17 protein-coding genes are annotated in these 19,206 nt (G+C 50.2%); 7 read left to right on the forward strand and 10 right to left on the reverse strand.

All coding sequences use genetic code 11. The features are described from left to right. Positions 1-295 precede the first annotated feature (295 nt). From ileS to HMPREF2606_RS02610, 3 genes are all read right to left on the reverse strand, one after another. A complete protein-coding gene (gene ileS / locus HMPREF2606_RS02600) occupies positions 296-3,088 on the reverse strand; it encodes an isoleucine--tRNA ligase (RefSeq protein WP_070843264.1) in 2,793 nt (930 codons plus the stop codon). A gap of 138 nt (positions 3,089-3,226) precedes the next feature. Further along, positions 3,227-4,153 carry a bifunctional riboflavin kinase/FAD synthetase gene (gene ribF, locus HMPREF2606_RS02605; protein WP_070843265.1) on the reverse strand — a complete coding sequence of 309 codons (927 nt, stop codon included), beginning with the start codon at positions 4,151-4,153 and terminating at the stop codon, positions 3,227-3,229. Positions 4,154-4,275: 122 nt separating this feature from the next. Further along, entirely contained in the window at positions 4,276-4,665 is a 390-nt protein-coding gene (locus tag HMPREF2606_RS02610; protein ID WP_070843266.1) for a hypothetical protein, read from the reverse strand. A 160-nt stretch (positions 4,666-4,825) separates the two neighbouring features. On the opposite strand from HMPREF2606_RS02610, the gene HMPREF2606_RS02615 reads away from it, so the two are divergent. From HMPREF2606_RS02615 to dapC, 4 genes are all read left to right on the forward strand, one after another. Further along, positions 4,826-5,701: a YoaK family protein gene (locus HMPREF2606_RS02615; protein ID WP_070712025.1), complete on the forward strand. Its 876-nt coding sequence runs from the start codon at positions 4,826-4,828 to the stop codon at positions 5,699-5,701. A gap of 217 nt (positions 5,702-5,918) precedes the next feature. Next, a complete protein-coding gene (locus HMPREF2606_RS02620) occupies positions 5,919-6,599 on the forward strand; it encodes a YiaD family glycine zipper/OmpA-like lipoprotein (protein WP_070584081.1) in 681 nt (226 codons plus the stop codon). Positions 6,600-6,939: 340 nt separating this feature from the next. Further along, complete coding sequence (locus HMPREF2606_RS02625; protein WP_070843267.1) at positions 6,940-8,112, forward strand: NAD(P)H-dependent flavin oxidoreductase; 1,173 nt, start codon at positions 6,940-6,942, stop codon at positions 8,110-8,112. A gap of 121 nt (positions 8,113-8,233) precedes the next feature. Continuing rightward, positions 8,234-9,421, forward strand: a complete 1,188-nt coding sequence (dapC, locus tag HMPREF2606_RS02630; protein ID WP_070843268.1) for a succinyldiaminopimelate transaminase — start codon at positions 8,234-8,236, stop codon at positions 9,419-9,421. A gap of 63 nt (positions 9,422-9,484) precedes the next feature. Here the strand turns inward: dapC and HMPREF2606_RS02635 are convergent, their stop codons facing one another. The 7 genes from HMPREF2606_RS02635 to HMPREF2606_RS02665 all read right to left on the reverse strand — a co-directional run bounded on the left by HMPREF2606_RS02635 (position 9,485) and on the right by HMPREF2606_RS02665 (position 13,815). Further along, positions 9,485-9,655 (reverse strand): rubredoxin, encoded by a 171-nt coding sequence (locus tag HMPREF2606_RS02635; RefSeq protein ID WP_070843269.1) that lies wholly within the window; start codon positions 9,653-9,655, stop codon positions 9,485-9,487. Positions 9,656-9,741: 86 nt separating this feature from the next. Then, a complete protein-coding gene (locus HMPREF2606_RS02640; protein ID WP_070843270.1) occupies positions 9,742-10,830 on the reverse strand; it encodes an acyl-CoA dehydrogenase family protein in 1,089 nt (362 codons plus the stop codon). Positions 10,831-10,957: 127 nt separating this feature from the next. After that, on the reverse strand, positions 10,958-11,506 hold the full coding sequence (locus tag HMPREF2606_RS02645) for a carboxymuconolactone decarboxylase family protein (protein ID WP_070843271.1): 549 nt from the start codon (positions 11,504-11,506) through the stop codon (positions 10,958-10,960). Positions 11,507-11,655: 149 nt separating this feature from the next. Then, positions 11,656-12,078, reverse strand: a complete 423-nt coding sequence (locus HMPREF2606_RS02650) for a YidB family protein (RefSeq protein WP_003684921.1) — start codon at positions 12,076-12,078, stop codon at positions 11,656-11,658. A 165-nt stretch (positions 12,079-12,243) separates the two neighbouring features. Further along, positions 12,244-12,699 carry a Holliday junction resolvase RuvX gene (gene ruvX, locus HMPREF2606_RS02655; protein WP_003680463.1) on the reverse strand — a complete coding sequence of 152 codons (456 nt, stop codon included), beginning with the start codon at positions 12,697-12,699 and terminating at the stop codon, positions 12,244-12,246. Next, the gene (locus HMPREF2606_RS02660; RefSeq protein WP_049322876.1) at positions 12,692-13,240 is read right to left on the reverse strand and encodes a YqgE/AlgH family protein; all 549 of its coding nucleotides are present in this window, start codon (positions 13,238-13,240) and stop codon (positions 12,692-12,694) included. Before HMPREF2606_RS02660 ends, ruvX begins: the two co-directional genes overlap by 8 nt. A gap of 29 nt (positions 13,241-13,269) precedes the next feature. Further along, positions 13,270-13,815, reverse strand: a complete 546-nt coding sequence (locus HMPREF2606_RS02665) for a CreA family protein (protein ID WP_070843272.1) — start codon at positions 13,813-13,815, stop codon at positions 13,270-13,272. 173 nt (positions 13,816-13,988) lie between these two features. On the opposite strand from HMPREF2606_RS02665, the gene HMPREF2606_RS02670 reads away from it, so the two are divergent. From HMPREF2606_RS02670 to radA, 3 genes are all read left to right on the forward strand, one after another. Further along, positions 13,989-15,908 (forward strand): murein hydrolase activator EnvC family protein, encoded by a 1,920-nt coding sequence (locus HMPREF2606_RS02670; RefSeq protein ID WP_070843273.1) that lies wholly within the window; start codon positions 13,989-13,991, stop codon positions 15,906-15,908. Positions 15,909-16,122: 214 nt separating this feature from the next. After that, positions 16,123-17,595 (forward strand): S41 family peptidase, encoded by a 1,473-nt coding sequence (locus HMPREF2606_RS02675; protein ID WP_070843274.1) that lies wholly within the window; start codon positions 16,123-16,125, stop codon positions 17,593-17,595. Positions 17,596-17,690: 95 nt separating this feature from the next. Beyond that, positions 17,691-19,067: a DNA repair protein RadA gene (gene radA / locus HMPREF2606_RS02680; protein ID WP_070843275.1), complete on the forward strand. Its 1,377-nt coding sequence runs from the start codon at positions 17,691-17,693 to the stop codon at positions 19,065-19,067. Positions 19,068-19,206 lie beyond the last annotated feature (139 nt).

The raw sequence follows: 19,206 nt of genomic DNA on the forward strand, positions 1-19,206 counted from the left end.
AGAAATATAGTTTCCGTTCAATGAGAAAATGTAAATATGAGGCTATTTGAAGGTTCAAAATACGTCCATACTCTACGGATAAGTAAGGCCCTTTGAAAAGTGCTTTCTACGAGAATTTATTTCTCAATATACGTTAAATCCACTATACCTATACTGACTATCTCTATTTATCAAAACTACAAATCCCAATTACCCTTCAAAATCTATCCGTTATACGAAACAGATTCAATAAACAAAGGCCGTCTGAAAACCTATTTTCAAAGTTTTCAGACGGCCTTTATCTTAGACCAAACCATTAAGCGTAATGTCTGTCTTCGCCTTTACCGTCAACGTTGTCGGCACAACGTTTACAGATGGTTTCATGGCCTGCAACTGCGCCTACATCGTGGGTGTAGTGCCAGCAGCGTTCGCATTTTTCACCATCGCTGGCTTTAGCGGTCACAGCAAGTTCATCACCGACTTTCACTTCAGCTTTAGACACCAGCAAAGCAAAACGCAATTCTCCGCCCAAAGTGTTCAGATAGTCGGCAATTTCTTCCGGAGCCGTAATTTCGGTTTCGGCTTGCAATGAAGAACCGACAGTTTTATCCGTACGCAGAGGCTCGATGGCGGCAGTTACTGCTTCGCGTGCTTCTCGGATTGCCGTCCATTTTTTCACCAATTCGGCTTCGGCTTTTTCATTGATGGATGGGAACTCATGCCAGGTGTGGAAGAGGACGCTGTCTTCTTCGCCGCCACCAATGATGTCCCATGCTTCCTCGCCAGTGAAGCACAAAATCGGAGCAATCAGCAGAACCAAACTGCGTGTGATGTGATACAGGGCAGTTTGCGCGCTGCGGCGTGCATGGCTGTTTGCTTTTGTGGTGTAGAGGCGGTCTTTCAGGATATCGAGGTAGAACGCGCCCAAATCTTCCGAGCAGAAAGAAACAATGTCTTTTACGGCAAAGTGGAAGGCATAACGCGGATAGTAATCTCCTGCCAGACGCTCTTGCAGCTGACGTGCCAATACCACGGCGTAGCGGTCGATTTCCACCATGTCTGCCTGCTGCACGGCATCTTCAATAGGATTGAAGTCGCTGAGGTTGGCAAACAGGAAGCTCAGGGTGTTGCGGATACGGCGGTAGCTTTCAGTTACGCGTTTGAGGATTTCTTTGGAAATCGCCAATTCGCCGCTGTAATCGGTAGATGCCGCCCACAGGCGCAGGATATCTGCGCCGAATTCGTTGTAAACTTCTTGCGGTGCAACAACGTTGCCGATGGATTTCGACATTTTGCGGCCGTTTTGGTCAACCACAAAACCGTGGGTCAACAGCTGTTTGTATGGTGCACGACCCATTGATGAGGCGCAACCGGTCAACATGGAGGATTGGAACCAGCCGCGGTGTTGGTCGCTGCCTTCGAGGTACAAGTCAGCCGGCCATTCCAATTCTTCGCGTTGTTTCAAGACGGAATAATGGGTCGAGCCGGAGTCGAACCATACGTCCATCGTGTCGGAAAGTTTGTCGTAATTTTCACAATCTTCCGCGCTTAAGAGTTCGCTCTTATCAAGAGAGAACCACGCTTCGATACCTTTTCCTTCGATTTTTTGGGCAACTTTTTCCAACAATTCGGCAGAGTTTGGATGCAATTCACCGGTCTCTTTGTGAACAAAGAAAGTCATCGGCGTGCCCCAATAGCGTTGGCGTGAAACCACCCAGTCAGGACGACCTTCAATCATGGCTTCTAAACGCGCACGACCCCATGATGGGAAGAATTCGGTGTCATCAACGGCTTTGATGGCTTTGTCGCGCAGGGTTTTACCATCTGCACCTGCTTTGTCCATACCGACAAACCATTGGCCTGTCGCACGGTAAATCAACGGCGTTTTGTGACGCCAGCAGTGTGCGTAGCTGTGTTCGATTTTGCTGCTTGCCAAGAGGTTGCCGGTTTCTTCCAGCCATTGCAGGATAACGGGATTGGCTTCCCAAACGCTCATGCCGGCAACACGTGGGGTTTCACTGATGTATTTGCCTTCGGCGTTTACAGGGTTGTAAAGCTCAATGCCGTATTTATTGCAGACGGCGTAGTCTTCCAAACCATGAGCAGGCGCAGTATGCACCAAGCCGGTACCGGCATCGGTGGTAACGTGGTCGCCATTGAGCATGAGAATATCACGTTCGAGGAACGGATGATTCATGTGCAGGTTTTCCAGCTTGTCGCCTGTGGTTTCTGCCAATACTTTCAGGTCGTCTGAAGTGAAGCCGTAACGTTTAAGCGCGTCTTCTGCCAAATCTTTGGCCAACACCAATTTGCCTTTAGGCGTATCAATCAGTTGATACACCACGTCTGCACCAGCTGAAACAGCTTGGCTCGCAGGCAAAGTCCAAGGCGTGGTTGTCCAGATAACGGCAAACGCTTTGCCTTCAATACTTGCCAAACCGAATGCGGCGGCAAGCGCAGCAGTGTCTTTAAACGGATAGCCCACATCAATCGCAGGCGATACTTTGTCTTTATATTCCACTTCGGCTTCTGCCAGCGAAGAACCGCAATCCAAGCAGAATTGAACCGGTTTCGCGCCGCGGTAGAGATAGCCGGATTTGTAGATTTCGCCGAGCATACGCACGGTATCGGCTTCGGTTTTGAAATCCATGGTCAGGTAAGGATTGTCCCAGTCGCCCAACACGCCCAAGCGGATAAAGTCTTTTTTCTGACGGGCAATCTGTTCGGCGGCGTATTCGCGGCACAATTCCCGGAAACGGGCTTTAGGCATGTCTTTGCCGTGCAGCTTTTCTACCATTACCTCGATAGGCAAACCGTGGCAGTCCCAACCCGGTACATAAGGCGCATCAAAACCGGCTTGGGTTTTGCTGCGGATAATGATGTCTTTGAGAATTTTATTGACGGCATGACCGATGTGGATGTCGCCGTTGGCATACGGAGGACCGTCGTGCAGAATGAATTTCGGACGGCCTTTGGCGATTTCGCGCAGTTTTTGATAGCGTTTTTGCTCGTACCAGCTTTTCAGCCATGCAGGCTCGCGCTTGGCAAGATTGCCGCGCATTGGAAACGGGCTCTCGAGCAGGTTTACGGTTTTACTGTAATCGGTCATTTTTTGATCTCTATTGTTGCGGTATTTCGGTTTCAGACGGCCTGATTGCTCATTTTAAAAAGAATAGGCCGTCTGAAAAAATTCAAAGGACTTATTGTAGCCCAATTGTCTTGATTTTATAAGCTTCTAGAAACGTTTCTATGCTTCCCAAACCTTTGCATCTTCCATATCTTGCAAAATTTGGGTTTTCAATGCTTCGATACTTTCAAATTTTTTCTCGTCACGCAGTTTGTGCAGGAAGCGGACGAAGATGCGTTGTCCGTACAAATCGCCGCTAAAATCGAACAGGTGGACTTCCAACTTTTGCGAACGATTGTTGCTGACAGTGGGGTTAAAACCAAAGCTGGCCACGCCTCGGCGCGTACCGAATGCGCCGTCTGCTTCGACGACAAATACGCCGCTTAGCGCATAATGATATGGGGGAAGCTGGACGTTGGCGGTAGGCGCGTTGATGGTGCGGCCGAGCTTTTGCCCGTGCTTGACCTTGCCGCTTAACACGTAATCGTGCCCCAACAGTTTTTTGGCGTATTCCAACTTGCCGTCTGAAAGGGCTTGGCGGACGGCGGTACTGCTGGTGCGGATGTCTTCAACGATAACGGACGGTGTGCACTCGGTTTGCATATCGGGCTGTTGTGCCAAAAGTTCGAAACAGCCTTCCCGACCCGCACCGAAACGGAAATCATCGCCAATCAGCAGATAACGCGTATTGAGCGTTTGGCGCAAAAGCCGGTCGATAAACGCTTGTGCGCTCATCTCGGAGAAAGTTTGGTTAAAGCGCAAAACCCAAACGGCATCCACACAGCCGGTTTCACGCAAAAGGCGCAGTTTGGTACGCAGCGGACTGATGCGGTAAGGCAGCTTTTTCCCGGCTTTACGCGCAAAAAACTCTTTGGGCTGAGGCTCAAAAATAACAACGACAACAGGCAGACCGCACCGGTCTGCCTCTCGTTTGAGTTTTTGCAGGATATGTTTGTGCCCGAGGTGTACACCGTCGAAGTTGCCGATGGTTACGGCGGCTCCTTGCGGAAATTGGGGCGGGTGTCGCTGTCCAAGCCAGATGTTCATGGGTGGTGGTATTGTGTTTGAATAGGCGGCTATTGTAAACGTTATTGCCGTTTCAATAAACCTTAGGCCGTCTGAAACCAATAAATATATGCTTTCAGACGGCCCTGAGGTTTGTTAATGCTTTACCACCACCAAGGATAACGGCCAAACGGATAACCCCAATCGTCGTAATAGCGATAGTAGCGGGCTTCGCGCAGCTGCTCTTGGGAAATATAGTTTTGCCATGCCATTTTGTAGCAGGCTTGGAACATCGGATCGGAAACTTTGTCGATATATTTGAGGCGGAAGGCTTTTTGTTCCGCAGTTGCCACACCGGGTTTGCCTTCTTCTTCAAATTTGCGGCGAATCAGCGCGGCTGTTTCCTGATCGCATTGTGCGGCAAGATGTACTTGAAGATCCTGTTCATAGCGTTTCTGCGCTTGGGCGCGTGCGGCTTTTTGCTCAGGCGTAGTGGCGCAGGCGGCAAGCAATGCGGCAGCACCAAACAATAAGGTCAGGCGGATAGGATTCATCGGATGTTTCCTTATACTCATGTATAACTATTAATGTACGCCCTCATCTTGCAATGGGCAAGTGTGGCAACTTAGGAACACTTTATATTATTTGTTCTTGGCAGCAGGCAGTTGCATATAAAATACACCCAATATAAATGCTTGCTCCTACCCTCAATCAATGAACGACGACAAACCGCCCCACTCCTACCGATTGCGCCACCACAGGCAACACACGCCGCCGTTTTGGCAGGCGGATCGCCCGTATCTGCACGAACACAATATTTCCGATGCCCGTTTCAGACGGCTGGGCTACATCATGGCCTTTCTTGCCGGAGCAATTAATGCCGGCGGTTACTTCGCATTCTCACGTTATACCTCCCACGTTACCGGCTCAATGTCGCTGTTGGCAGATGTTTTGTATCTTCAAGAGTGGAGTGTGGCCATTATTGCCACAATCAGCGTGTTGTGTTTTGTTGCCGGTGCCGCGCATTCGGGCTGGGTGATTTTGTGGACGCAGCAGATGCGTTTCCGTGGCAGCTTTGGATTTTCCATGTGGCTGGAAGCAGTTTATCTGTTGATATTCGGTTGGTTCGGTATTGCCGCGATGGAATGGGATTTTGGCGGCTCGGATTTTATCATGCCGTCTTTAGCATTGTTTTTATTGTGCTTTATCATGGGCATGCACAATACTGTTATTACGCTTTTGTCCGGTTCCGCCATCCGTTCCACCCACATGACCGGTACGGCGACCGACTTGGGCATTGAAATTTCACGCGCGCTTTATTACTCCAAACAGCATCATCCGCGCCTGCCGCACATCCGCGTCAACAAACCGAAAATGTGGCTTTTAAGCGGCTTGATGCTGTCGTTTTTGCTGGGTGGCGTGGTTGGCGCATGGGGTTATCATCTGGTCGGCCATCATTTCGCCCTGCCCGTTTCCGCCGTTTTGCTCATACTGGGTGCAGGTTCAGTGGGATACGATGTCAAGGTCAGATTGAAATGGGCATTCGTCAACTGGTATCGCCGCAAGCAGAAAAAACGGAAGAAACTGTAAAAAACTTTGCTTGTTATTTCGCGGCAAAATGATCAAACTGTCGGAGAAATGCAGAAATGCTTCAGAATTATGTTAACTGGCAAATATTTTCGTAATATCGGGTTAAACCCATTCTTTTGCGTTTCAGATATTGGGTATCATAAATCCGTAATAACCCACGCGGTTTTTATTCATTTTTTCAGACGGCCCGGGCCGTCATCTAAAAAGAGGATACGACATGAAATTCTTGAAACCCCTGACCGTTATTGCTACTGTAATTCCTTTGGCGCTCACCGGCTGTGTGACCGATCCTGCTACCGGCCAACAATCTGCCAGCAAAACCGCTATGTACGGTTTGGGCGGTGCGGCTGTTTGCGGCATCGTTGGTGCGCTGACCCACGGCGGCAAAGGTGCGCGTAACTCCGCATTGGCTTGTGGTGCAGTAGGTGCGGGTATCGGCGGTTACATGGACTACCAAGAGAAAAAACTGCGTCAAAGCCTGGCCAACACCAACATCGAAGTTGAACGTCAAGGCAACCAAATCAAACTGGTTATGCCTGAAAACGTAACCTTCGCTACCGGCAGCGCTGCCCTGAGCGGCCATGCTCAAAGCGCCCTGTCTGCCGCCGCACAAACTTTGGTTCAATATCCTGACACGACTTTGACCATCAACGGCCACACCGACAACACCGGTAACGACGCCATCAACGAACCATTGTCTCGCAACCGTGCCGAATCTGTTGCCACCTTCCTGCAATCCCGTGGCGTAAGCAGCACCCGTTTGAGCACTTTCGGTTACGGCTCCCGTCAACCAATCGCCTCCAACGCTACTGTTGAAGGCCGCGCACAAAACCGCCGCGTTGAAATCTTGATCAACCCAGACCAACGCGCCATTGATGCTGCTAAAAAACAAATGTAATCTGACATCCGTCTGATTCCCATACTTAAGGCCGTCTGAAATTTTAGACGGCCTTTTTCTTTGTAGATTTTGTTTGCAATTTCTCCCCCTCAATCCAACTCATCATAAAATTTATTCCTTTATTAACAATACTTTTCAATTTTTCCTTCAAAAAAACTGTATTAATACTCTAATTTTTACATTAACTTAGAGTATAATTCCTAAAATTTTAAAAACACGCCTCATGCCGTCTGAAAAACGGCGGCGAAAAACACACTTATTTATATACACATCAGTCCGTTATCCAATCCATTTCATAGGATTTCAGACGGTACCATCCAGAATCTATGAAGGAGCATCCATGCAAAACAACTTTGACCCATTGATTATCCGTGGCAAATCACTGATTCCCGTTGTACAAGGCGGTATGGGTGTAGGCGTTTCCGCATCAAAACTCTCCAGCGCGGTTGCGCGCGAAAACGGCGTAGGTACCATCGCCAGCGTCGATTTGCGCCACTTGCACGAAGATTTGCTGGCCGAATCAAAAATCGATTCCAGCGAAGAAAAATACACCCGCCTCAACTGCATCGCGCTTGACCGTGAAATCAAAAAAGCCAAAGCCGATTCAGAAGGCAAGGGCATGATTGCCGTCAACGTCATGAAAGCCGTCAAAGACCATGCCGCCTACGTCCGTCAGGCCTGTGAATCCGGTGCAGACGCGATTGTGATGGGCGCAGGTTTGCCTTTGGATCTGCCGGAAATGGCCGAGGGCTATCACAAAGATGTCGCCCTTTTCCCTATCTTGTCCGAATCACGCGGTATCAATATCGTTTTGAAACGTTGGATGAAAAAAGGCGTTTTGCCCGATGCCATCGTTATCGAACACCCTGCCCACGCAGCCGGCCACTTGGGTGCGGCAACCGTTGACGGCGTGAACGATGCCAAATTCGAGTTCAAACGCGTCATTGAAGAGACATTTGAAGTATTCAAAAACTTAGGTTTGGAAAGCGAAAAAATTCCGTTGGTACTCGCCGGCGGTATGGCAAACTTTGAAAAAGTCAAAACAGCCTTGAAAAACTGGGGCGCATCCGCCGTCCAAATCGGTACCGCATTTGCCGTAACCGAAGAAGGCGATGCCCACATCAACTTCAAAAAAACGCTCGCCGGTGCAGAAACCGAAAAAGTGGTTGAATTCATGTCTGTTGCCGGCTTGCCTGCACGCGGCGTGCGCACCAAATTCCTCGACAGCTACATCAAACGCGAAGCCAAATTGCAAGCCAACGCCAAAAACGATCCGCGCCGTTGCACCCAAGGCCTGAACTGCCTGACCAGCTGCGGCTTGCGCGACGGTTTGGCCAAAGCCGGTCAATTCTGTATTGACATCCAACTTTCCGCCGCATTCCGTGGTGAAGTCGATAAAGGCCTGTTTTTCCGCGGTAAAGACCCGCTGCCTTTTGGCAATGCCATCCGTACGGTTCAAGAAACCATTCAATATCTCTTGAACGGTTCCCTACCCGTCATCCCTGCCAAATAAACGTATCAACACTCAAAAGGCCGTCTGAAAAACATTCAACCCTGTTTTCAGACGGCCTTTTTGTCCCAATCCATCTAAAAAATGCTAAGATTATCGCCTGAATTTATCCAGCAGAAACATCATGAATCCATTATTGAACCACCTCAAACCCTATCCTTTTGCCCGCTTGCGTGAAGCCATGCAAGGCATTGACGCACCCGCAGGCGTAACCCCCATCCATCTGCAAATCGGCGAGCCGAAACACCCGACGCCCAAAGTCATCACCGATGCACTGACCGCCTCCCTGCACGAATTGGAAAAATATCCGCTGACCGCAGGCCTGCCCGAACTGCGCCAAGCCTGCGCCGAATGGGTTGCCCGCCGTTATGATGGTTTAAGCCTCAATCCCGACAATGAAATCCTGCCCGTATTGGGCAGCCGGGAAGCATTGTTTTCCTTTATCCAAACCGTTTTGAATCCGGCTTCAGACGACCCCAAACCGGTCGTTATCAGTCCCAATCCTTTCTATCAAATTTACGAAGGCGCGACTATATTGGGCGGCGGCGAAATCCATTTTGCCAACTGCCCGGCACCCAGCTTCAACCCCGATTGGAGCAGCCTGCCCGAAGACGTGTGGCAGCGTACCAAAGTCCTGATTGTCTGCTCGCCCAACAACCCGAGCGGCAGCGTCCTGCAATTAGAAGACTGGAAAGAAATTTTTGATTTGCAAGACAAATACGGCTTCGTTATTGCCTCTGACGAATGCTATTCCGAAATTTATTTTGACGACGACAAACCGATCGGCGGCTTACAGGCTGCGGCGCAATTAGGTCGCGGAACGCACAACATCGTGATGTTTACCAGCCTGTCCAAACGCTCCAATGTCCCCGGTTTGCGTTCCGGCTTTGTCGCAGGCGATGCCGAGTTGCTCAAAAACTTCCTGCTCTACCGCACCTACCACGGCAGCGCGATGAGCATTCCTGTCCAACGTGCCAGCATTGCCGCTTGGAACGACGAAGAACACGTCATTGCCAACCGCCGCCTCTACCAAGAAAAATTCGACCGCGTCATTCCGATTTTGCAACAGGTATTCGATGTCAAACTGCCTGACGCATCGTTCTACATTTGGCTGAAAGTTCCCGACGGCGACGACTTGGCATTCACGCGCAACCTGTGGCAGAAAGCCGCCATCCAAGTGTTGCCCGGCCGCTTCCTTGCCCGCGATACCGAGCAAGGCAATCCGGGCGAAGGCTACGTCCGCATCGCTTTGGTTGCCGACGTGGAAAGCTGTGTCAAAGCGGCTGAAACCATTGTTTCGCTCTACCGCTGACGATTAAGCAAACAAAGGCCGTCTGAAACTTCAGACGGCCTTTTTATTAAATAATCGGATAATTTATATGGTGAAGTCCAGAAGGTAGAAATCTTCTTTACCTACGCCGCATTCAGGGCATTTCCAGTCGTTGGGGATGTCTTCGAACTTGGTACCTGCCGGCAGGCCGTGTTCGGGGTCGCCGACATCTTCATCATAAATCCAGCCGCAAGGGCCGCACATATATTGAGCCATTTGGTGTTCCTTCCATTTTGAAAGACCGTCTGAAACCATATTTCAGACGGCCTTTCGTGTGTCTTATTGTTGATATTTTGAATTTATTACGCTGCTTCCAAAACGGCGATTTCTTTGCGCAGGTGTTTGATGGCCGGTGTTACGATGGCGACGAACATGGCCTCGCGGACGCGGCGTTGCGCTGGGCTGCGCATCAGATAACCTTTCGCGCCTGCATGCAATGCGGCAGATTGAGTGGCGTTCAATGCCAATACGGCAGCCGCTTCACGCAGTTTCAAGGTTGCCAACGTATCGGGTTTATTGTTCCACGCATCATCGGCAAGACGTTCGGTTTCCGCCCATGCGCCGTCCAAAGCGGCTTTCAATTCATCGTAACTGTGGTCGAGGTAAGCGTTCACTTCTGCGTTCACCACATTGGCCATGCGGATAATGCCGAGCGCACCGTCAATCACACCGGCGCCGATACCCATTTGCAGCAAGATGAAACCGGCTTTAATAGTTGGAATATAAGACTGGAACTGCTCAGGCGAAGCAATCACATCTTCATCGGGAATAAACACATCTTTAAAATTCAGGCTGTAAGTGCGCGTGCCTTCCAAACCGCAGAACTCAGGGCAATCTTGCAAGGTAACGCCTTCCCATTGGCCGCCGGTGATAAACATCACATAGCTGTCGCCGATTTGGGCGGTATTTGCCCAAATGTGGTCTTCGCCGATATTAGATACCCAAGGCAAAGCGCCGTTGACTTTGTAGCCGCCTTCAACGCGCTCGGCTTGCAAGTTGTGTTTTTCGATACCGGCAAGGTGTTTGACGGTATTGGACATGCCCGTACCGGCCAAAACTTTGCCCTGCAGAATATCGGCCAAATATTTGTCTTTAACCGCTTGGTTGGGGGATTGGTGCAGATACCACGCGCAAGCCGCCTGACACCATGCGCTGAACGAAGTCGCGCCGCATTCTTTACCGATTTCGCGCAATACGGCGATTTGCGTTGCCAAACCCAAACCGTTACCGCCTTCTTCAACCTTACCGGTCGCGGCAAAACCGCCGATTTTGCCCAATTCCAGCATAAATTCTTTTGGGTACAGGCCTTTGCGGTCGATGTCGTCCACCAATGGTTTCAGCTTGCTTTTAACGAGTGCGGCAACATTGTTCAGTAAAGCTTCGCGTGTCATGATTTTTTCCTCTGAATAAGGTTTGAAGCGTAGATGGTTCTACTTATGAATTATTCTTGGCAACAAGGATATCCTTGCTTTTTGCTAAAAGGCCGTCTGAATTTTCAGACGGCCTTTTTTGATGAGATTAGGCAAATGCCTGCAATTCAGGGTTGATTTCGGTTTTGGCAAGGTTGTTGACGTAGTTGCACAAGGTTGCCAAAGCAACGCCCATGACGACTTCAACGGCTTGCTGTTGGTTGTAGCCTGCATCGAAGAAAGCTTTCAGCTCGTCGTCGGATACCGCGCCTTTTTTCGCCATAATGGCCTGGGTGAATGTCGCCAAAGCACCCAGTTTGGCATCGTCAAACTCGCCTGCAGCCAATGCGCGTGCGGCTTTGATGGATTGTTCGGACAGCAGTTTTTTCAGGGTGGCCAGTTTGGTGTGGCCGGCAACGCAGAAACCGCATTCGTTGGTACGGGCGGCGATGATTTGGACAACTTCAACTTCGCCGTCAGTCAGGCTGTTGGCCGCATTCAGCTTGCCAACTTCTTGATAAAACGCCAAAGCTTCAGGCGCATTGGCCAAAACGCCGATCAGGTTAGGAATAAAGCCGTTGTTTTTCAATACGGCTTCAACGCGTGGTTTAGCAGCTTCAGGAGCGGTTTCAACTGTGTGTATGGTCAAGCGGGACATGTGTATAACCTTCTTATTTGGTGAAATGAAGTGTCCATCATAAGCCATCTGCCTCCATCAGAAAAAGACTTATTGGTTATTTACCGTGAACCAAAAGTTATAAGGCCGTCTGAACGGATTCAGACGGCCTTATCAAATGATTCAATTCATTATTTCATAAAGTTTTTCAGCAGCATAGAAGCAATGTCGTCCAAGCCGAAGCCATCCGCATCTTGAGCCGTGCCGTTAGGTGTGGCTTTATCTACCAAGTCAGGCAATACTTTGGCCAACAAATCGCCTGCTTGACCGGCATCCACGCCGAATTTTTGCGCGATTTGGTTTACCGTATCGCTGCCCAAAGCATTTTGTAGGTCGCTGCCGGACACAGGCAGGTTGCTGGATTGGTTGGAAACCCAGCTGCTCAGGGCATCGCCCAAACCGCCTTGTTGCAGTTGGTTGATCAGGTTGCCCACACCGCCTTGCTGTTTCACCAAATCCATCGCCATATCGGTCAGAGAACCTTGTGCGCCGTTTTCGCTGTTGCCACCCAACATTTGGGTAGCCGCATTCAAAAGATTGTCCATGAGTGCCATGACTTTTTCCTTGTATTTGTGTCTAAAAAAGAGAACGGAGTGTAGCAAAATTTGCACTGAAAAAAATCAGACTTAACCAAACTAAACCTCTTTTATCTCAAAGCCGTAATAAAACCAAGGCCGTCTGAAATCAAGTTTCAGACGGCCTCTATAACGAACCATGTGCTATTCTTCGCGGCCATTGAAATACTCGGCCGCTCCGCCTTCAAAAAAGCCTTGCAAAATCGCCTGCGCCGCTACTTGGTCAAGCACGGATTTTTGTTTTCGGCCAAACACTTGGGCTTCAGCAAGCAGGCTTTCCGCGTATAGGGAAGACATCCTTTCGTCCACCCAATAAACCGGCAAATTAAAACGTCCGTGCAAACGGCGGCCAAACTTGCGGCTCAAACGGGTCAGCTCATGCTCCGTGCCATCGGTATGCGTCGGCAGGCCGACCACAAAATACTTGGGCTGCCATTCTTTGACCAGCTTGGCAATGGCCTCAAATTTTTCATCGTTGCTGTTGCCGGTTACCGTCGCCAGCGGATGAGTCATACCCAACTCAGCGTCGCCCTGCGCCACGCCAATACGCGCCTCGCCGAAATCAAAGGCCAAAACCGTACCTTTTGGTGCATCAGGCATGGCCGACTCCTGAAACTAAGGCGTTCGGATTGACACCCAATTTTTCAAAAGCGGCGGCATAACGAAGCTCGTAAGGCACATCAAAAAGAATATGCTCGTCCGCAGGGACGGTCAGCCAAACATTTTCTGCCAGCTCGCGCTCCAACTGCCCTTTGCCCCATTTAGAATAACCGATACTGATCAAAGCCTTATCCACCGCACCTTCTTTAGACAGGTTTTCAATCACATCGCGCGAAGAAGTCAGCGCCACGTTATCGGTTACCACCATGCTGTTTTGCCAGCGGCCGATCGGCGTATGCACGACATAGCCGCGCTCAATCTGAACCGGCCCGCCCATCATCACGTTTTCATGTTGCAGGCGCAACGGGATATTGCGGTCGGCGGCGGCAAAAATCATGTCCATGGTAATCGGCGAAGGCTTGTTGATGATGATGCCCAGCGCACCTTCTTCATCGTGTTCGCACACATAAATGACCGTATCCGTAAAAAACGGATCGTCCATATGAGGCATAGCAATCAGGAAATGGTTGGCTAAATTCATATTCTTCTTAATCTATTAAGCTGATTTTATTATTTTTGGCCGTCAGAAATCGGCGCGTCCACCACGCAGGCGCCATAAACTGCGCCGCCTGCCGGTACCGGCGCATCGGTTTTCGCATGGGCAAAACACGATACCGCGCTCAAAGAGTTCTTCGGCGAACCTTGAACGATTTTATCGCTGTACACCAAATAAGCGAAAGACTTACGTTTCGGATCGTAGTAGCGGATAATCTGCTGGCTCTTAAATGCTATGCTAGCACTGCGTTTGAACACTTGTCGCGGTTTCAAAACTTCAGACTCGTTATAACGGATGACTTCCGCACTTTGCACGCAGGAAACCGATGCGTCGCTGGCATCTTCTTCCAGATTGACCGTTTCTTTCAAACCGCCTTTTTTCGCGTACGAAATATAACAGGCAACCCCCTGCACATCAGGATCATCAAAACCTTCCACTTCAATACGGTCGTTTTTACCCAACATATGAAACACCGTACTGGCGCGTCCGATTTTATCGGTATCGTTACCGCAAGCCGCCAAAATCATGGCGCCCAACACTACTAATAAATATTTTTTCATAATATCCTGTCAATGCAGACTGTTAGTTTTCAGGCAGGCAGAATCATATCCGCCTACTCCATCATTACTATATAAGACCGTTCGTCCATATTGCAACCCAATATTATTTTCAGACGGCCTGACAGACAGTATAATCCGTCCTATTGTTCCTACTTTAATAGCAAGATCGAACCATGCGTTACAAACCCCTCATCCTCGCCCTGCTGCTCAGCTTCTCCCTGCCAACCTATGCTGCCAAAGACACGCCGAAAGAAAAAGCGGCCGCCGTCAAAAAAGCTGCGCCCGTGAAAAAAGAGAAAGAAGCCGCCAAGGCGGATGTCAAAAAAGAAACCTCAAAAAAACAAGCGGTAAAAGAAAAAGAGGAAGACAAAAAAGCGGTTAAAGCCAAAGCCTCCAAAGAGAAGGAAACCGCCGACAAGAACGAACGCGCTTCATCCAAAAACAAACCGGCTAAAGCCGCCGAAGCCGCGGCCGACAATAAAAAGGCCAACCGCAAAACCGAAGAGCCTAAAGAAACAGCCAAAGACAAAAAAGCCGCAGCCGCAAAACCCGGCAAAGCCAAAGAACAAGACAAAAAACCTGTTGAAGATAAAAAAGACAGCAAAACCAAAGAACCCGTAAAAAAAGCAGAACCTAAAGAAACCAAAACCAAAGAGACTGCTAAAAAAGCGGCTGAGGATAAAAAAGACCGTCAATCCAAAGAGCCAGTAAAAAAAGCAGCTGAAGACAAAAAGGCTGACGCCAAAGAAACCAAAGCCAAAGAGCCTGCCAAAAAAGCTGTTGAAGATAAAAAAGACGCTAAAAAAGACACAAAAGCTAAAGAGCAAAACAAAAAAGACGAGCCTAAAGCTGAGCCTAAAGCCGTCTCTTCAGCCGACAACGATTTCAAAGCAGCCGTGACTGCCGCCGCCAACGAAATGGAAAGCAAGAAATCCTTTGCCAAACGCAACGAGGGTTTCATTATCCATGTCAATGCCACGCTCAAACAGCTGCAACAAACACGCAACAACCTCTCCGGTATCAACCGCAAACAACGCGACGCTTGGGAAAAATTCCAAAAACTCAATGCCGATGCCAACCAGTTGAAAGCCGAAGTTTCCAACACGCGCGCCCAAATTTCGCGCTTTGTGTCCGGCAACTATAAAAACAGCCAGCCCAACGCGGTTGCCCTCTTCCTGAAAAACGCCGATGCCGGTCAAAAAACCCGCTTCCTGCGTTACACGCGTTATATCAACAACGCCAACGACCAAGTTATGAGAGACTTGGAAAAACAACAAAAAGAGCTGGCGGCGCAAGAGCAAAAAATCAACAATGAATTGGCTTACCTGAAAAAACTGCAAGCCAACATCCAAGCTTCGTTGCGTCAACAAGGCGTGACCAATACCGCAGAACAAGCCGAAAGCCGCCGTCAAAACGCGCAGATGGCCAAAGAAGCACAAAAGAAAATCAACCACAGAGAAAACGAGCAGCGCCTCAACAATCTCTTGAAAGATTTGGAAAAACGCAAAGCCGAGCAACGCAAAGCCGAAGCCGAAGCGCGTAAAAAAGCCGCCGAAGCCCGTTTGGCCGCCGCTGAAAAAGCACGCAAAGAGCAGGCTGCCGCCCAACAAAAAGCCGAAGCCGAACGCGCCGCCATGTCCACGCTGACTGACGAAGACATGAAACTGCAAGCCCCAAATACCCAAGGTTTGACCGTCAGCAACGCCAACAGCTTCAGCCGTATGCAAGGCCGTCTGAAAAAACCGGTCAACGGCACATTGGCAGGCCTGTTCGGTCAAGACCGCGGCGATGGCGAAGTTTGGAAAGGCGTGTTCTACAATACCGTTCCGGCTCCGGTCAGCAGCATTGCATCAGGCACGGTTACTTTTGCCGGCGAACTTGAAGGCTACGGCAAAGTAGTCGTCCTCGACCACGGCGACGGCTATGTCAGCATTTACTCCGGCCTGAGCGAAATCGACATTGCCCAAAACTACGCCGTCAATGCCGGCAGTAAAATTGGCACCAGCGGCACTTTGCCGTCGGGCGAAACCGGCCTTTACCTTGAAGTCCGCTACAACGGACAAGTCATGAATCCGCTTTCATGGATTAACTGATGTTTCAGACGGCCTGAGTGAATTTTCCCTCCAGGCCGTCTGAATTTTCATCATAAACTACAATAAAACACGATTTTCACGCCTGTTCAGCACATTAAACAACAAACTTTTACCTTAAACTTATTGTTCCGAGCGTTTAAATCACATAAAGTCAACGGGTTCAGAGAAAACAAAAACCACTTTGCTTACCGTACACAAAAAGAAAGTCAAACGAATGTCAACAAAATCCACTTTGAAAAAAGTTGCAATCTACACTCTCGGCGCATTTAGCGGCATCGCCCTCAGTCTGAGTGTACAAAGTTTTGCCGCCGAAAAAGACAAAAAAGACAACGAGGCCCTGCCCGTGCAGACCATCCGCACCATGGCAGAAGTGTACGGCCAAATCAAAGCCAACTATTACCAAGACAAGCCCGATGCCGAGCTTTTTGAAGGCGCAATGAAAGGTATGGTGTCCGATCTCGATCCGCATTCCGAGTATATGGACAAAAAAGGCTATGCCGAAATGAAAGAATCCACCAGCGGCGAATTCGGCGGCCTGGGCATGGAAATCGGACAAGAAGACGGCTTCGTCAAAGTCGTTGCCCCGATTGAAGACACGCCGGCAGAACGCGCCGGTGTGAAAAGCGGCGACTTCATCGTCAAAATCGACAATACCTCTACCCGCGGCCTGACTGTCAGCGAAGCCGTCAAAAAAATGCGCGGCAAACCGGGTACCAAAATCACCCTGACCCTTTCACGCAAAAATGCCGACAAACCCATCGTCGTCAACCTGACCCGCGCCATCATCAAAGTCAAAAGCGTGCGCCACCATCTGCTTGAAAAAGACTACGGCTACATCCGCGTCTCCCAATTCCAAGAGCGCACCGTTGCCGCGCTCAACGAAGCCGCACAAGCCCTTGTCAAAGAAAACAAAGGTCCGCTCAAAGGCATCATTCTCGACTTGCGCGACGACCCAGGCGGCCTGCTCAATGGCGCAGTCGGCGTATCCGCAGCCTTCCTGCAGCCTGACGTAACCGTTGTCAGCACCAAAGGCCGCAACAAAAAAGAAGGCATGGTACTCAAAGCAACTGCCGAAGACTACATCACCACCAGCGGCAAAGACCCGTTGGCCGGATTGCCTGCCGAGCTGAAAACCATTCCTATGACCGTCCTGATTAACGCAGGATCGGCCTCTGCTTCCGAAATCGTTGCCGGCGCATTGCAAGACCACAAACGCGCCGTCGTCGTCGGCACACAAAGTTTCGGCAAAGGCTCAGTGCAAACCCTGATTCCGCTTTCCGGCGGCAGCGCAGTCAAACTGACCACCGCCCTTTACTACACGCCAAACGACCGCTCGATTCAAGCGCAAGGCATTGTTCCTGACGTTGAAGTCAAAGACAAAGACCGCACCTTTGAAAGCCGCGAAGCCGATTTGGTCGGCCATATCGGTAATCCGCTGGGCGGCCAAGACGTCAACAGCAGCAACGAAACGCCTGCCAACACAGAAACCAAAGCCGATAAAGACAAGTCCAAAAAAGACAAAGACGAAGACATCTCCAGCCGCCGCATTCCCAATCCGGCCAAAGACGATCAGCTCCGTAAAGCCTTGGACTTAGTGAAAAATCCAGCCGAATGGCAAAAATCTTTGGGCTTGGCAGCGAAAAAACCTGCACCGAAAAAAGATGCGGATAAAGACAGTAAGAAATAAACCTGTTATTTCTCAATAAAAAAGGTCGTCTGAAAACGATATGATTGTTTTCAGACGACCTTTTCACACATCAAATATTCCACAGGGAAAACACCATGGCAAAAGCCCCCAAAACCATCTACCAATGTTCCGAATGCGGCGGTACTTCCCCGAAATGGCAGGGTAAATGCCCGCATTGCGGCGAGTGGAACACGCTTCAGGAAAGCCTGGCCGCGCCCGAACCGAAAAACGCCCGTTTCCAATCTTGGGCGGCGGACACTTCGACCGTCCAATCCCTCTCCGCCGTTACCGCGACCGAAGTGCCGCGTAATCCGACCGGCATGGGCGAGCTTGACCGCGTATTGGGCGGTGGTTTGGTCGATGGCGCGGTCATCCTGCTCGGCGGCGACCCCGGCATCGGCAAATCTACGTTGCTGTTGCAAACCATCGCCAAAATGGCGCAAAGCCGTAAAGTGCTGTACGTTTCCGGTGAAGAATCCGCCCAACAAGTCGCCCTGCGCGCACAACGTTTGGAACTGCCTACCGAAGGCGTGAACCTGCTTGCTGAAATCCGCATGGAAGCGATTCAGACGGCCTTGAAACAGCATCAGCCCGAAGTCGTCGTTATCGACTCCATCCAAACCATGTATTCCGACCAAATCACTTCCGCCCCCGGTTCCGTGTCGCAGGTGCGCGAATGTGCCGCCCAACTGACGCGTATGGCGAAACAGATGGGCATCGCCATGATACTGGTCGGACACGTTACCAAAGACGGCGCGATTGCCGGCCCGCGCGTGCTGGAACACATGGTCGATACCGTGCTGTATTTCGAGGGCGACCAACATTCCAACTACCGCATGATACGCGCCATTAAAAACCGCTTCGGTGCGGCAAACGAACTGGGCGTATTCGCCATGACCGAAAACGGTTTAAAAGGCGTATCCAATCCGTCCGCCATTTTCCTCGCCAGCTACCGCGACGATACGCCCGGCTCGTGCGTTTTGGTTACACAAGAAGGCAGCCGCCCGCTTTTGATCGAAATTCAGGCATTGGTCGATGATGCACACGGTTTCACACCCAAACGTCTCACCGTCGGCCTTGAACAAAACCGCCTCGCCATGCTGCTCGCCGTCCTCAACCGCCACGGCGGCATCGCCTGTTTCGACCAAGACGTGTTCCTCAATGCCGTCGGCGGCGTCAAAATCGGCGAACCCGCCGCCGACCTCGCCGTCATCCTCGCCATGCTCTCCAGCTTCCGCAACCGCCCCATGCCCGAAAAAACCGTGGTTTTCGGCGAAATCGGCCTCAGCGGCGAAGTCCGCCCTGTTGCACGCGGACAAGAGCGGCTCAAAGAAGCGGAAAAACTCGGCTTCAAACGCGCCATCGTCCCCAAAGCCAATATGCCGCGCAATGCCAAAGAGTTTCCGAACCTGAAAATCTACGGCGTCAGCAGTTTGCAGGAAGCGATTGATGTTTGTCGTGACGGGGACTAAACCGTTTCGATAATCCTCCTAAAAAACAATCATCTAAAAGGCCGTCTGAAAACTTTCAGACGGACTCTCTTTAAATTTAAATAATTTTGTTATATTATAACGAACGATTTTATTCTATCTTTTCTACACATCAAAAATC

This window comes from Neisseria sp. HMSC070H10 (assembly GCF_001837635.1).
GTDB lineage: Bacteria > Pseudomonadota > Gammaproteobacteria > Burkholderiales > Neisseriaceae > Neisseria > Neisseria subflava_A.